Below are 14,306 nucleotides of genomic sequence, written 5' to 3'. Positions count from 1 at the left end.
GTTGCGGGAAAATACCGGCCGGAGTCCGGCGGTGGTGAGTGCGCTGGACGGAATCCGCGGCCGGGCGTACGGCAGCAACCCGTTCGTCGCCGATGGGTTGCTTGCCGCTGTCTGTATGGCCGGCATTCTCCCGGGATTCCACGGCGAGGGCACCTCCATGGTGCCCGAGACGCTGCTCGCCCTGTTTTCGGCAGGGCCGCTGACGGTGCGCCGGAGTATGCCGTTGGCCGCGCTCGCGGCGACGACCGGCAGCTTCCTTGTCGCCCTGCTGTGGATGAGGGAGCCGGGGCCCGGAATCGTGTGCTGTCTGGTGGCCCTGTACTCCGCTGCCGTGGCGGCCCCGCGCACCCGCGCTCTGATCACCGGCACGGTCACCGCGATCATCGTCCAGATCTGCACGCTCCTTGTGACGGGAAGTCACCTCTTCGACCCGGCCAACCTCTTCCTGATCGCATGGCTCGGCGCGGCCACCGCCATCGGTGATGCCACCAGAAACCGCCGCGCCTACATCCAGGCCATCAAGGACCGCGCCGTGCGTGCCGAACGGACCCGGGAGGTGGAGGCGCGCCGGCGGGTGGCCGAGGAGCGCCTGCGTATCGCCCGCGACCTGCACGACATCGTGGCCCACAGCATCACGGTGATCAACTTCCAGGCCGGAGCGGCCGTCCACCTGCTGCGCCGGCAGCCCGACGCGGCCGAAGCGGCCATCGAGCACGTCATCACGGCGAGCGGCACCGCGCTCGCCGAACTCGGCACCATGCTGACCGTTCTGCGCCAGCCCGGTGACGAGGTGCCCCCGACGGAGCCCATGCCCACCCTCGACCGCCTCGACGATCTCCTCGACGGCTTCCGGGCCGCCGGCCTGGCGATAGACATCCGACGCGGTGGAAGGAGCGCCAGTCTGAGTCCGGCCGTCAGTATGGCCGGCTACCGCATCATCCAGGAGTCGCTGACGAACGCGCTCAAGTACGCCACACCCCGGACCGCCACGGTCCGCTTGTCCTACGGCGCACACGGGCTCCGGATCACGTTGGTCAACCCGGTGACCGGCAGTGAGGAAGGACGGGACTCCTCCCTGCCGTCCTCGGTACCTCCTCCGGAGTTCCGGGGCACCGGTCGTGGCCTGCTCGGTCTGCGCGAGCGGGCCGCCTCCGTCGGCGGTCGCCTCGATGTCGAGGCGGGCCGCGAGGAGTTCAGCGTGGACGCGTTCCTTCCCGCGCCGCAGACGAAGCCCTGAACCCCGGCTCCGGCACCGCGAGCGGCGGGACCCTTCCGGGAGAGCGTTCGCGGTCCGGGTACTGGTCCGCGGCCGCGGGGCGGACGAGCCCCGTCCGGTAGGCGATCACCACGAGTTGAGCCCGGTCCCGGGCTCCGAGTTTGGCCATGGCGCGGTGCACATGGGTGCGGACGGTCTGGCGGGAGATGACCAGGTGGCCGGCGATCACCTCATTGGACAGCCCCTCGGCCACCAGCGCCATGATCTCCCGCTCACGGTCGGTGAGTTCGGCCAGTTCCCCCGGCAGGGCGGGCGGCGGTCCGCCGGGCAGCGTGAGGTACCTCGTGATCAACGTCTGGGTGGCCTTGGGCGACAGCAGTGCCTCGCCACGCGCCGCGACCCGGATGGACTCCGGCAGTTCCGCGGGGCGCATCCCCTTTCCCAGAAAGCCGCACGCCCCGGCCCGCAGGGCCTGAAGGACGTACTCGTCCACTTCGTAGGTGGTGAGGATCACGATGCGGACGCCGGCCAGATCCGGATCCGCGACGATCTCCCGCGTAGCCGCCAGACCGTCCAGCTCCGGCATGCGGATGTCCATCAGCACGACATCCGGTGCGGTGCGGCGGACGACCTCGACGGCCTCGCGGCCCGTCTCGGCCTCTCCCACCACCTCCAGGTCGTCGGCCGAGTCGATCAGAATGCGGAATCCACCCCGCAACAGGGCTTGGTCGTCGGCGATGACCACTCGGATCGCGGCGTCGTTCATGCCGTCACCCTACGGCAAAACGGAGAGTCCGTCTCCGGGTGCGGTGGTGGTCGTGTGATGGCGTTCGCGCCGGTCTTTCACCGGCGGTCACCCGGCCCACGAGACGCTCGCACAGCGCGGTCCGGCCCCCTGAAGGCCCGTGCATCGCCGCGACGCGGGGCCCGTCGCGCGCAGCCGGGCCCCGTTCTGCCGGCCCTCGCCGCCACCGCCCACCCAGGTGCCGGTACGGCGGCGGCGATCGGGAGGACCCTCGGCCAGGCTCAGCCGGCCGGATGCCCGTTGGCGGCCGATGCGGCCGACGTCGTGGACGTGTCCGCCCTGACGGCTCGCTTCGCCGCCTGGATCTGCTCGTAGACGTGGGTCCGCAGTTCGGTGAAGCGAGGGGCTACCCGCGTGTGCAGTTGATCCCGTTCGTCGGGCAGATCGATCCGGAGCTCGTCCTGCACGACAGTCGGTGAGGCGGAGAGGACGATCACCCGCTCGCCGAGGTAGACCGCCTCGTCGACGTCGTGCGTGACGAACAGGATGGTGATCCCGCGCTCCTGCCACAGGGCCCGCACCAGGTCCTCCAGGTCGGCGCGGGTCTGCGCGTCGACCGCCGCGAACGGCTCGTCCATCAGGAGGACTTGGGGCTCGTAGGCCAGTGCACGGGCGATCGCCACGCGCTGCTGCATGCCCCCGGACAACTGCCACGGATAGGCGTCGGCGGCGTCCGGGAGCCCCACCGACCGCAGGGCGTCGGTGACCAGCTCCCGGCGTTTCGCCTTCGGGATCCCCTTCTGTCTCAGGGGAAGGCCGACGTTGTCCCCGACCCTCATCCACGGGAAGAGGCTGCGCCCGTACTCCTGGAAGACGATGGCCATTCCGGGCGGCGGCCCGGTCACCGGTTCGCCGTCGAGGAGCACCTGTCCCGCGGACGGGCTGAGCAGTCCACCCATGCACTTCAGAAGGGTCGTCTTGCCGCAGCCCGACGGGCCCACGAGACAGACGAGTTCACCGGCCTTCACCGTGAAAGTGAGATCGCGGACCGCCTCCACCTGCCGGCCGGACCCCTGATAGGTCTTCCTCAGGCCACGTACGTCGAGCATGGTTCGCCCTTTCGGAATGTTCACTCACGACCGCCGGTTGGACGCGCGCAGGCCGTGGTACCAGCCGAGCACGCGGCGCTCGGCGAACTGGTAGACGAGGGAGAGCAGGAATCCGAGCAGGCCCAGGAGCAGGATCCCGGTCCACATGTCCGGGATGGCGAAACTGCGCTGGAACTGCACCACGGTGAAGCCGATGCCGTTGTTCGCCGCGAACATCTCGCTGATCACCATGAGGATGATGCCGACGGAGAGGGCCTGGCGCAGACCGGCGACGATCTGTGGACTCGCCGAGCGCAGCACCACGTGGCGCAGCCGCCCGGCTCCGCCGATGTGATACGAAAGCGCCGTCTCCAGCATGACCGAGTCGACCGCGCGCACGCCCTCCACCGTGTTGAGCAGGATCGGCCAGACACAGCCGCTCGCTATCACCAAGATCTTCATCGTGTCGCCGATGCCTGCGAACAGCATGATCACGGGCACCAGCACCGGGGGTGGCACGGCCCGCAGAAACTCCAGCACAGGCTCGCAGAAGGCCCGCACCCCGCGGTGCGAACCGATGAGGGTGCCCAGGCCGACGCCCACGACGCCGGCGAGCGTGTAACCGACGGCCAGGCGCAGCACGCTGGGCAGCAGGTCGGTCCGCAGGCGTTCGCCGGTCCACACCGAGGGGAAGGTCCTCAGGATCGTGCGCAGCGGCGGCCAGAACGGGTCGGTGCTCCCGTCCGACGCGACCCACCACAGTCCCAGCAGGACCGCGGGCAGGCCGACCGCGAGCAGCACCTGTCGGGTCAGCACTCTCACAGGGCGACCTCTCCGCGGACGGACTGGTGCCATGCCAGCGCCCGCCGTTCCACCGCTCGGGCGCCCAGGTTGATCAGGAGCCCCAGGGCTCCGGTCACCATGATCAGCGCGTACATGTCGGGCACGGCCTGCGACGCCTGGGCGACCGCGATCAGCGACCCCAGTCCAGGTGCTCCGATGACCAGTTCCGCCGTGATGGCGAGCACCAGGGCGACCGCCGCGGCGAGCCGGATCCCGGTCATGACGTAGGGCAGGGCCGTCGGCCAGGTCACGTGCCTGATGCGCGCCCAGGTCCCGAGTCCGTACGACCGTGCCGTCTCGTCGGCGACGGGGTCCACGTCCTGGACGCCGTACAGCACCTGGATGAGCACCTGCCAGAACGACGCGTACACCACCAGCACAAGGACCGAGCGCAGTTCGGTGCCGTACAGCAGCAGGGCCAGCGGGATCAGTGCCACGGACGGGATGGGACGCAGGAACTCGATCGTGGACGCCGTCACTTGGCGAAGCAACGGCACAACGGTGATGAGCAGGCCGCAGAGGACGGCCGCGCCCGACGCCATCGCGAGGCCGATCACCCAGCCGGTCAACGTGTCCCCGAGCGCCGACCAGAAGGCGCCGTCGCCGAGTTCGCCGCCCAGCGCGCCGGCGATCCTGCTCGGCGGCGAGAAGTAGTCGGCGTCGACCAGGCCGAGCCGTGGCACAGCCTCGCCGAGGGCGAGGAAGGTCGCGAGCCCCGCCGCTCCGAGTGCGATGTCCGGCCTTCTCACGGCAGCAACTCGTCCAGGTCCGGGGCGGTCTTGAACAGGCCGTCCTGCTCGCCGAGTTTCTCCAGTGTCTCCACCGAGGACCGGCTGATGTCCTCCGGCCACTTCGGCAGTGTCACCTTCGACAGGACGGAGGCGGGGATCTCCGTGTACGTGGAGACGATGTCGCGGACCTCGTCCGGGTGGCTGTTCGCGTAGGTGAGTGCTTCGGCGGTGGCCTTCTGGAACTTGGTCACCACCTCGGGGTTCTGCTTCGCGTACGTCTGCGAGGTGAAGTACATGGCGACCGTGAGGTCCTTGGCCACGTCCACGTAGGGTGACGCGATCTCCACGCCCCCCTGGTTCAGTATGGTGGTCAGCGCGGGCTCGACCGCCATCGCGGCGTCCACCTGGCCCTTCTCCAGGGCGGCGGGCATCTGGTCGAAGGCCAGCTCCACGAACTTCACCTTCGACGGGTCACCTCCGGCCTTGCGCACGGACTCACGGACCGAGGTGTCGAGGATGTTGTTCAGCGTGTTGACGGCAACCGTCTTGCCCTCCAGGTCCTTCGCGGACTTGAGGGAACTGCCCTTCTTGACTACCAGCGCGCCGTAGTCGTGGCCGTCCACGCCGGTGGTGGCCACGCCGTTGGAGACCGCCTTCACCTGTACGCCGTTGCTCTGAGCGACCATCAGCGACGTCGTGTTGCTGAAACCGAACTGGAACTGGCCGCTGACCACGCCCGGCACGATGGCCGAGCCGCCCTGCGCCGTGGTCATCGAGACACTGAGACCGTACTTCTTGTAGATCCCCTTCTTCTGGCCGAGATAGACCGGGGCCACGTCGACGATCGGAATGACTCCGACCTTTACGTTGGTGATACCGCCGCTCTCTGACGCGGAGCCGCCGGAATTTCCGGACGATCCACAGGCCGTGGCCCCGAGCAGAAGTGAGACGGCGGCGATGCCGACGAATAGGCGCTGCATTTTCTGTCCTCCCGCGACCGCTTCGGAACTTTCCCGGCCGGTCCGCGCGCAATGGAATTTGGTAGGGAGAAAGACGAACGGTCAAGACAAGGCATCGAGTTCGATGTGTCAAAGGTGTCGTTCGCGGCTCACCCGCACATCCCCCGGGCACCGTCACTGGGCCGTACGGCAACTGCCGCACGACGCGGGAGGGGTACGGTCACAGCCGTACGGGGCACGGAGAGGGATCGGGTTGTCAGGACAGTCCGAGCGGACCCGCCGGCCGGGACGGGCCACGGAACGGGTGCCCGCCCGGAACCGGGCGAGCTTGTCGACGACAGCCCGGCTGACCGCCCCGTGTCCGTCGCGAATTCCCGCAACTGTCACTCGACGGCGGCAGAGGCCCCGCTGACTCTCACCGCCACCGCAAGCGGCAACGGGCCGTGCACATGCACGACAAGGACGGCACCATTCCCGTGGGCGGTGCGAACTGGGCCTCGGAGAAGACCTGGAAGGAACGCGTCAGGTGCCCGTGTGGATTTCCTGTTCCACCGACTGGCCACGAGTGGGGGCGGACGAGCGCCGTCGAGAGCCGAACCCGAGGATTTCCCTTCAGTCACGCGGCGGGGCCGGGGCGTCCGCGCTCGGCGACGGCGGGCCGATCCAGTTCGATCCCTGCACGTCGAGCCGCTTGCCGTAGTCCTCGCCCGGCAGCGGTTCCGTGCGCTCGGGACCGGCGCGCAACCCGTCCAGCAACAACGTCAGATAGCGCCGCCACAGCTCCGGCTGTCCACTCCGCTCGGTCACCGCGGCCAGCATCTGCTGGATCACGACCAGGTCCCAGGGCTCCGCGTCCGCGCGCAGAAGGCCCTGCCCTTTGGCTCGCTCGACCACGAGATCGACGTTTCGCCTGATCTGTTCCCGGTGTCGCAGCCCCGTCGGCACCGCACGGTCGCTGTGGAGCACGACCTCGCGCAGACCACGGTCGAGCGCCTGCAGTTCGGCCACGCGCTCCAGGCTGACCGTCAGCCCGCGCCAGGCGTCGCCGTCCTCCGCCCCCTCCCGGGTGGCCTCCTCGACGCGCGCGAACATGTCGTCGACCAGCTGGTCGATCAGGGCCTGCTTGTTCGGGAAGTGGCGATAGGCCGTCCCCACGCCGAGCCCGGCATGGCGGGCGACATCGTCCAGGGTGGCCTTCAGGCCGTGATCGCGGAACACCTCGCGTGCGGCGGCGAGGAGTTTGCGACGGTTCAGCTCGCGGTCGCGCCGCGGCCTGGGCGTACGGGCCTCGCCGGAGCCGCCGGTCTCGCCGGCCTCACCGGATGCGGAGGGTGCCGCCATACAGAGGTCTCACTTTCGGGGGCGCGCGATCGTCCTGGCACATCGTACGACCGCGCCACTCGCGGGTTCGGAAAACACCGGCCGGGCGCGCCTCCACACCCTAACCGGAGATTAAATCTCCGCTTCATGTTAAGGTGGCCGCCGCGTAAACGGAGATCCCATCTCCGGATATGCCTCCGTTCGACACCAGCGGGAGAAGGCGCGATGCATGGACACGACGCAAGTGCAGGCCACGGCGAGGGGAAGGAGTGGCGGCGGCCTCGACGGCCGGCGCGGATCGCTGCCCTGGCGGCGATCGCTCTGGTGGCAGGTGTCAGTCTGACCGGCTGCGGGGCGGATGACTCTTCGTCCGGATCGTCCGCCACGTCGGCATCGGCATCGGCCTCCGCATGTCCGACAACATCCACCCCGGGAGGCGCAGGAGGGACTGAAGGGGGTGGCGCCTCCACGGACACTCCCAGCGGCATGCCGTCCGGAGGCTCGGACGGCGGGGCCCTGGAAATCGTCGAGGCAAAGACGATCAAGAAGATCGACAACAGCACAAGCACGGTAATCGACCCCAACGGTCCGTCGATCACCTGTGACACGTCGGCGGTCACGACGACCGACGACATCACCTACTCCTCGCCGACCACCCACGGCGCGAAGACCGACCTGAAGCTCGACATCCAGGTTCCCAGGTCCTCGGGCAAGAAGCCTCTGGTGGTCTTCATATCCGGCGGCGAATGGGTGCTGGCGGACCGGACGGGCAACCTCGACCAGCGCACCTACATCGCCGACCAGGGCTATGCGGTCGCCAGTGTCCAGTACCGCACCACAACCAGCGGTGCCACTTACAAGGACGCCCTTTCCGACGTCAAGTCCGCCATTCGCTACCTGCGCGCCAACGCCGACACCTATGGGATCGACACGGACCACGTCTTCGTATGGGGCCAGTCGGCGGGCGGATATCTGGCGGCCATGACCGGTGTCACCAACGGCGACAAGGCATACGACGTCGGCGACCACCTCGACCAGAGCAGCAAGGTCCAGGGTGTGGTGGACGAGTTCGGTCCCGCCAACCTGTCGGAGATCGCCTCCGACTACGACCAGGCCGCCAAGGACGGCAACTACACCGCGGGCAACTCGGCCGCGCAATGGGTGTACGGACCCGGAACCACCAAGTCCATCAAGGACTACACCAGCCAGATGGCCGCCGCGAACCCGGCCACCCACATCTCCTCCTCGACACCGCCCTTCCTTCTTCTGCACGGCAGTGCCGACCCGCTGGTCTCACCCAGCCAGACACTGAACCTGCTCACCGCCCTCAAGGACAAGGGCGTCGAAGCCGAGCGCGTGGTGCTCACGGGCGCCGGCCACGGTGACCTGAGCATCTCGGCCAACTCCGATGCCTCGCCGAGTACTTCCTCCGGCTCCGACGGCTCGTCCGCCGGTGGGGCGAAGCCCTGGTCCGCCAAGGAGACGATGGGCTACATCACGGACTTCCTCGCAGGCCACATCGATTAGTCGGCGCGCGGCACCGGCTCCGCGTGCGACCTGCCCGAGGACACGGAGTGCCCGTGCACGGGGGTAGGGCGCCGTCCCCGCCGCCGTACGGCCGGGGACAGCACCCCATCTTCCAGGTAACCCCTCTTCACCATGAGCAGCCAGTCGCGGTCGATGGGTGTACCAGCAGTACATCCCTCCCGTGGCCCGCTGGACAATCACCACGAGGCCCGCGGGAACACCGGCATTACTCCGTCACAGCAGACGGCTGAAGCCGTGGTATCAGTTTCCGAATTCCTGGCTGAATTCCTTCCAGGTCTTGTCCGAGACCCAGTTCGCACCGCAGATGGGGACGGTGCCGTCCTCGTCGGCGGCCACGATGTAGCGCTGACCGACCGTGAAGGTCAGGTGTTCCACATCGGGGTCCTGGTTCACCAGGACCGTCCTCGTGCCGCCACCACGCAGCCAGTCTTCGACGTGGAAGGTGGTCAGGGGTCCCTTGACGGAGGTGACCGTCCCGTAGAAGAGCGTCGGGTTCCCGGCCAACTGGTCGGGAACCGGGGGCGCGCACTTCCTCGAGGTGGTGCTGTGTGCGACGGTGAGCTTCAGCGGGGCGCCGGCCGCGGTCTCGTGACCGTTGCCGGAATTCGCCGTGATTCCCGCGGTGATACCCCCGCCGAGAAGCAGCGCGGCAGCCGCCGCGAGCCCGAAGAGACGTCGGCGTCCCTTTCCTGCGGTGACGTTCGCGGCGGGAGTGACGATTCCGGTGGCGTTGTTGTCGGACAGGGCTACGGATTCGGTGTTCAAGACGTCCTCCACAAGACGATCGATGTCGGGCAGCGGAGCACATGAAGTCAGCGCCGGGTCCGCCGCCCTCAGCAGGGTCAGCAACTCGTCGTCATTCACTGGCTGCTCCTTCCTTCATTCATCTTGTGTCCGGGGCGCTCGGCATTCTTTCGCTCCAACTGAAGCTGTTGGGCGATTTTCTTTTTCGCCCGGTGAAGCCGCACGCTCACGGCATTGGGCGTCAGCCTGGTCACTTCCGCGATCTGCTGCGGCGCCAGCCCCTCCCACGCCCACAGCCGCACGACCTCGCGATCCAATTCCGAGAGAGCGCCTAGCGCGGCGTGCAGGTCGCTGTGATCGGCGGCCATGGCTCCGGACTCCTGCTGAGCCCCGATCAGCCGCTCCACCAGGCGGAGCCTGCGTCCGTCGGCCCGTCGGGCATTGGCCAGGCAGTGCCGTGCCACGCCGTAGCACCAAGGAAGCACGTCATCGCGATCGGGCGGGGACCCGGTCCCCAGCCCGGGCACATCGTCGACGCGACGCCAGAGCACCAGCATGGTCTCCGACAACACGTCCTCGACCATGTCGGGAGCCGTTCGCCGCACCAGATAGCGGTGCAGGGGTTCCGTCACAACGTGCGCAAGGTTTTCGAAGCGCGCCCGCCGCTGTCGGTGGCGGGTCTCCTGATCTGTCATGGATTCCACGCTCCGTCCGTGTCCGGCACCGGCCGGTTCCTTTCATCAGCACGACGACGAGAGGGTCTGAGACCGCTGAGACGGGAGCGCCCTGTGCGGAGATCATGGCGCGCCCTGTGCGAAGATCATGGCGCTCCCGCCCCGGCCTCGACCCCGAAGCCGTCCAACGCGACCCGGGTGTCAAGGAGTTCACGGTGCCCCCGGCGCTGGGCGGTCGAGGCACCTTCGGCAGGCCGATGCGGCTACCGTCGTCTCCTGTACGGATCAGGCCGTGACGGTGGTCGCGGCGTGCGCGGTGTACATCGCCTCGATCTGCGAGGCGTAGCGCTCGTGGATGGGCCCGCGGCGCGTTTCGCGGGTGGGGGACGAACTCGCTGCCGGGCTGCCGGTCCTCGGTCGGCACGGTGTGGGCGCGGACCTGTTCGGGACGGGACAGAACGGAGTTCGCCGCGGACTGCCCCGTCTCGATCGCCGCGCGGACCGCGGGATACCGGCAACAGTTCGGCGGGTTCGCCGTCGAGACCGTGCCGTGCGGCGAAGACGGTGACCGCCTCGGGGCCGGGCACCAGCGGTCCCTGCCAGGGCAAGCCCACGCGTCCCGTTCAGCGCCCGCTTCCGAGAACCGCCCAGGCGGCCACCAGATCGGGGAGGTAGAGCGTCGCCTGTGACTCCGCGCACGCTTTCGTCAAGCGGGTGTGCAGAGTGTCGAGTTCGACTTCCCGCGGATCGGCGACGCCGCTGCGCTCGATCATCGGCATAAGACTGCGGGTGGATTCGACGACGAGTGTCACAGCGTCCGAGTCCGGGCCACCGGTCGGCACGCCGACCGCGACACCGGGGTCGGTGAACCCCGCGGCCCGCAGCACCCTGGCCAGTTGCTCGCCCATGTCCGGGTTGCGGCCGGCCTCCCGCAACCCCGCGCAGATCCACTCCTGGCACTTCGTCACCAGCGGAACCTCGGGGAAGGCCCGCAGCCGTGACGTGTTGAAGTCCTGGAACGTCATGAAGCCGCCAGGGCGAAGCGACCCTCTCAGGCTTTTGACGACCGCCACCGGATCATCGACATGGATCAGGATCAACCGACCCACCACGGCATCGACAGGTTCCTCGAGTTCGACGTCGGGGAGTGCACCCTGCTCGAAACTGACGTTCCGAACTGAGGAAGCGGCAGCGTTCGCCCGAGCTGTTGTCAACACCCCCGGATCCATGTCCACGCCGACGACATGGCCGTCCGGGCCGACAACTCGCGCGGCCGCGATCGACACATCACCCGTGCCGCAGCCGACGTCGAGAACTCGCATCCCCTCCTTCAGCCCCGCGGCCCTCAACAGGAATTCGGTGTGCCCGCCATAAAGTGAATCCTGGAGGCCCAGCCGGTCCGTCTCCCCGGAGGTGTGCCCCATCGCGTATTCAGTCATGTCCAAATCCGACATGTTCGCTCTCTCTGCATTTCTGTGCGCTGATCAACAATTTGCCGCTTCGAAGCGGGGGTTCATGGCGGACGCGGCGATATGCACGGTCCACCGTCTGACGGGTACTTCAGCCGGGGAGCGTTAGGGCAGGCCCGGGACGGATGCGATGTGTCGCAGGTCTGCTGTGTATTGCGGCCAGGGAGTGCCAGCGGCCGGAACTCCGTCGCGGATGAAGCCGAGCCAGGCGGTACGCACACGGCGGCCGAGGGTCTCGAAGTCGTCCGGGTCGATGCCGGCGAGCAACGGCGCGGCGGACCAGTCGGCGTACGTGCCGAAGAGGAAGGGGAGATCGATGCAGTGGGTGGCGCCGAAAGGGCAGTCGGGGGCGGCGTAGTCGAAGCGGTAACTCCACACTCGGGCGCCGGCCTCGCTCAGTCGGGTGGCCAGGTCCTCGGTGGGACGGCCGAAGGCGATCCTGTTCACGGCGCGTTCGACCGCGGCGACGGCCGCGGGACCGAGCAGGGGGATCCGGCGCAGACGGTTCAGCACCGGGTTCACGGAGCAGAAGGCGCTCATCTCCCGCTGCGTGGTGCCGATGATGACGTCCAGTCCCGGCGCCCGCTCGGCGAGACCCGCCTCCCAACGGTCTTCGTCAGGGAGGGGTCCGACTCCGCTGACCGGAGTGAACAGGGGTGCGGTGTTGAACCCGAGCCTGCTTCCGGAATCGAGTGCGGCGGCGACCTGGGCGTCGAGGATCTCGGACAGGGCGGCGGTGCGCGGGTCGGTGCCGAGCTTGTCGAGGAACAGCCCGGCAGCCTCCTCGGCGACGCTCGGGGTGCTCTGGCAGCGTGCGGGTGTGCTTTGCAGGATGACCCGGCGGAACAGCCCCTCCGCGTCGGGCATGCCCAGCAGGCACCGCACGCTGTGCGCGCCCGCGGACTGGCCGGCCACGGTGACCGTGTCGGGGTCACCGCCGAACGCGGCGATGTTCTCGCGTACCCACCGCAGGGCCGCCAGCTGGTCGGCCAGGCCAAGGTTGCCTTCGGAGATTCCAGGCGAGCGCAGATAACCGAGCGCGCCGAGCCGGTAGTTGACCGAGACGACGACCACACCGCCCTCTCGGGCCAGTCGGTGCGCGCCGTTCAGTTTCAAGGACCCGGCGCCCGAGAGATAGGCCCCACCATGGATCCACACCAGAACGGGGCGGGCACGGTCGTCGACCGCGGGTGTGGTGATGGTCAGGCTGAGACAGTCTTCGCCCTGCTCGCCGCGCTCCGATGCGCCTATCACATGCGCGAGCCGAGGGGGCCGCTGCGGGGCGATCGGGCCGTCGGCTGTGGCATCCCGTTCGCCGCTCCAGGCGGGTACCGGGCGGGGTGGGCCGAACCGCTCGGATTCGGCGTACCGCACGCCCCTGAAGACGATCAGGCCGTCCTCGGTCCGGCCGCGCCAGATACCGCCGGTGGTCTTCGCTCTCGTGAGCACCGCAGCCTCCTTGAGACTCTCTATCGCAAGTCGGCTTGCGATAGCGCGCAGTCAAACAGCTGCCTCAGTCCCTCCGCAAGTGAGGCTGGGATAATGTGGGCATGCCGTCGTCCCGCCCCTCCCCCTCCCACCGCCGCGGCGCGGCCGTGCGCCAGGCCGTCCTCGACGCCACCGCCGAACTACTCGACGCCGAGGGCCTGTCGGGCACGCGCGTCGTGGACATCGCCGCCCGCGCAGGCGTCCACGAGACGTCCATCTACCGGCGGTGGGGCACCCGGACCAATCTGATCCTCGATGCCGTCATGAGCCGGTCGGACGCGAACATGCCCCTCCCCGACACCGGCTCCACACGCGAGGATCTGACCCTCCTCGTCACCGCCCTCGCCGCCTTCCTGAGCACACCCGCCGGCCGCGACATGGCTCGGCTCGGGCTCCTCCCGGCGGACGACGCGGCCCAGGCCGATGAACTCCGCACGAGGTTCTGGGAAGCCCGCGGCGGTCAGGACGAGGCCATCGTCCAGCGCGGGATCGATCGCGGCGACCTCCACCCGGACACGGTTCCCGAGTTGGTCCTGGAAGTGCTGGGCGGCGCGCTCCACCTGCACATCCTGCACCGCAACCTGCCCGTGGACCGCGACTACATCAGCCGCCTGGTCGACTTCGTCCTCACCGGCGCGGGCCCGCCCCCGCCCGAGGCCGCCGCCGAACCCGGCCGCTGAGCGGAGCATCCAGGACCGGCTCGGACAACCCCACCCTTCCGCCACCGCCCACTCGACATCACGGTGACGCACCACCACCAGGCCGGCCGAGAGGGGGAGGCCACCGAGCAGTAACCCAGGACGATTGCGGCAAGCCGCGATGATTTTCCGCAGTCGCAAGCAGCGACAGTCCACCCACCGGCAACAGCCGCAGAACCACTGACCTCGCCGACACCGCCCCAGGACCCCAAGACCCCAAGGATTTCGAGCACGTGACGCTGTGTCAGTCCTGGGCGCAAGGCGAGCACGGCTCCTTGTGGTCATGGAGTTCTCCACGCTTCACGAGCTGCCAGGTTGCCGCGCTCGCCGCTCTCTTCTCTCTTGCGTGCTCTCCACGCCCCCGCCACAGGGCAACGTCACTTCGGCACCGGCTGGTTCGACGAGGCCCGGTTCCACTCTCGGACGCCGTGCGGTTCGAGGAAGCCCGGTTCTCCGGCATCGCGGGATTCACCGGCGTGGACGAGAGCCTGCCGGCCGGGGGCGGAAACAGGGTGCGGGTGGCCTCGGCAGGCGGAGTGGACGCCGCTCGATGAGTCTGGTTCGGGAGTGGCTCGGGCGGCTTCCATGCACCCCGTCGAGGCGACTTGGCCCCAGCAGGGGCGTTCGGGGGTACTGAGGGGTGGCGTCGGGGCGGAGCGCCCCCACCCGTGGTGCACGGAGGCTGGGAGGGGAGTCGCACCACTGGCGCGACCTTCTTGCTATTGCAAGTAATATGCAACAAGCTTGACGGGCCCTTACCGCCTGTCGAGACGTGGAGCCCCG

At 68.7% G+C, this 14,306-nt stretch carries 12 protein-coding genes and 1 pseudogene; 3 read left to right on the top strand and 10 right to left on the bottom strand.

Features of this window, described 5'->3' with window-relative positions; all coding sequences use genetic code 11:
• The first annotated feature begins 34 nt into the window (after window positions 1-34).
• The gene (locus tag ACI2L1_RS39905; RefSeq protein ID WP_404744360.1) at window positions 35-1,237 is read left to right on the top strand and encodes a sensor histidine kinase; all 1,203 of its coding nucleotides are present in this window, start codon (window positions 35-37) and stop codon (window positions 1,235-1,237) included.
• Window positions 1,238-1,313: 76 nt separating this feature from the next.
• Here ACI2L1_RS39905 and ACI2L1_RS39900 read toward each other — a convergent pair.
• The 6 genes and pseudogenes from ACI2L1_RS39900 to ACI2L1_RS39875 form a co-directional block, all read right to left on the bottom strand.
• Window positions 1,314-1,982 (bottom strand): annotated as a pseudogene (locus tag ACI2L1_RS39900) (response regulator); the annotation flags it as partial.
• Window positions 1,983-2,242: 260 nt separating this feature from the next.
• Window positions 2,243-3,070, bottom strand: a complete 828-nt coding sequence (locus ACI2L1_RS39895) for an ABC transporter ATP-binding protein (protein WP_404744359.1) — start codon at window positions 3,068-3,070, stop codon at window positions 2,243-2,245.
• A 24-nt stretch (window positions 3,071-3,094) separates the two neighbouring features.
• Window positions 3,095-3,904 carry an ABC transporter permease gene (locus ACI2L1_RS39890; RefSeq protein WP_404744358.1) on the bottom strand — a complete coding sequence of 270 codons (810 nt, stop codon included), beginning with the start codon at window positions 3,902-3,904 and terminating at the stop codon, window positions 3,095-3,097.
• Complete coding sequence (locus ACI2L1_RS39885; RefSeq protein ID WP_404744357.1) at window positions 3,868-4,641, bottom strand: ABC transporter permease; 774 nt, start codon at window positions 4,639-4,641, stop codon at window positions 3,868-3,870. Before ACI2L1_RS39885 ends, ACI2L1_RS39890 begins: the two co-directional genes overlap by 37 nt.
• Window positions 4,638-5,603, bottom strand: a complete 966-nt coding sequence (locus ACI2L1_RS39880; protein WP_404744356.1) for an ABC transporter substrate-binding protein — start codon at window positions 5,601-5,603, stop codon at window positions 4,638-4,640. The genes ACI2L1_RS39885 and ACI2L1_RS39880 overlap by 4 nt, the downstream gene beginning before the upstream one ends.
• A 591-nt stretch (window positions 5,604-6,194) precedes the next feature.
• Window positions 6,195-6,923, bottom strand: a complete 729-nt coding sequence (locus tag ACI2L1_RS39875; RefSeq protein ID WP_404744355.1) for a TetR/AcrR family transcriptional regulator — start codon at window positions 6,921-6,923, stop codon at window positions 6,195-6,197.
• A 465-nt stretch (window positions 6,924-7,388) separates the two neighbouring features.
• Here ACI2L1_RS39875 and ACI2L1_RS39870 point away from each other — a divergent pair, with 465 nt between their 5' ends.
• Entirely contained in the window at window positions 7,389-8,429 is a 1,041-nt protein-coding gene (locus tag ACI2L1_RS39870) for a prolyl oligopeptidase family serine peptidase (protein ID WP_404744354.1), read from the top strand.
• Between the two features lie 261 nt (window positions 8,430-8,690).
• On the opposite strand, the gene ACI2L1_RS39865 is transcribed toward ACI2L1_RS39870, so the two are convergent.
• The 4 genes from ACI2L1_RS39865 to ACI2L1_RS39850 all read right to left on the bottom strand — a co-directional run bounded on the left by ACI2L1_RS39865 (window position 8,691) and on the right by ACI2L1_RS39850 (window position 12,786).
• Entirely contained in the window at window positions 8,691-9,314 is a 624-nt protein-coding gene (locus ACI2L1_RS39865; RefSeq protein ID WP_404744353.1) for a hypothetical protein, read from the bottom strand.
• Window positions 9,311-9,889, bottom strand: coding sequence for an RNA polymerase sigma factor (locus ACI2L1_RS39860; protein WP_404744352.1), 579 nt, complete (start codon window positions 9,887-9,889; stop codon window positions 9,311-9,313). The genes ACI2L1_RS39865 and ACI2L1_RS39860 overlap by 4 nt, the downstream gene beginning before the upstream one ends.
• Window positions 9,890-10,491: 602 nt before the next feature.
• Window positions 10,492-11,322 (bottom strand): class I SAM-dependent methyltransferase, encoded by an 831-nt coding sequence (locus ACI2L1_RS39855; RefSeq protein ID WP_404744351.1) that lies wholly within the window; start codon window positions 11,320-11,322, stop codon window positions 10,492-10,494.
• Between the two features lie 120 nt (window positions 11,323-11,442).
• Window positions 11,443-12,786 (bottom strand): carboxylesterase/lipase family protein, encoded by a 1,344-nt coding sequence (locus ACI2L1_RS39850; protein WP_404744350.1) that lies wholly within the window; start codon window positions 12,784-12,786, stop codon window positions 11,443-11,445.
• 101 nt (window positions 12,787-12,887) lie between these two features.
• Between ACI2L1_RS39850 and ACI2L1_RS39845 the strand changes: the two genes are divergently transcribed.
• Window positions 12,888-13,505, top strand: coding sequence for a TetR/AcrR family transcriptional regulator (locus ACI2L1_RS39845; protein ID WP_404744349.1), 618 nt, complete (start codon window positions 12,888-12,890; stop codon window positions 13,503-13,505).
• Window positions 13,506-14,306 lie beyond the last annotated feature (801 nt).

The organism is Streptomyces sp. NPDC019531 (assembly GCF_044903305.1).
GTDB lineage: Bacteria > Actinomycetota > Actinomycetes > Streptomycetales > Streptomycetaceae > Streptomyces.
The sequence above is the reverse complement of the archived record's forward strand: the minus strand, read 5'-3'. Positions and strand labels throughout refer to the sequence as shown.

Bases quoted from the DNA above. Each gene is read 5' to 3' on its own strand.
- ACI2L1_RS39895 (WP_404744359.1), bottom strand. From the start codon at position 3,070: ATGCTCGACGTACGTGGCCTGAGGAAGACCTATCAGGGGTCCGGCCGG.
- ACI2L1_RS39890 (WP_404744358.1), bottom strand. From the start codon at position 3,904: ATGGCACCAGTCCGTCCGCGGAGAGGTCGCCCTGTGAGAGTGCTGACC.
- ACI2L1_RS39880 (WP_404744356.1), bottom strand. From the start codon at position 5,603: ATGCAGCGCCTATTCGTCGGCATCGCCGCCGTCTCACTTCTGCTCGGG.
- ACI2L1_RS39875 (WP_404744355.1), bottom strand. From the start codon at position 6,923: ATGGCGGCACCCTCCGCATCCGGTGAGGCCGGCGAGACCGGCGGCTCC.
- ACI2L1_RS39870 (WP_404744354.1), top strand. From the start codon at position 7,389: ATGCCGTCCGGAGGCTCGGACGGCGGGGCCCTGGAAATCGTCGAGGCA.
- ACI2L1_RS39860 (WP_404744352.1), bottom strand. From the start codon at position 9,889: ATGACAGATCAGGAGACCCGCCACCGACAGCGGCGGGCGCGCTTCGAA.
- ACI2L1_RS39855 (WP_404744351.1), bottom strand. From the start codon at position 11,322: ATGTCGGATTTGGACATGACTGAATACGCGATGGGGCACACCTCCGGG.
- ACI2L1_RS39845 (WP_404744349.1), top strand. From the start codon at position 12,888: ATGCCGTCGTCCCGCCCCTCCCCCTCCCACCGCCGCGGCGCGGCCGTG.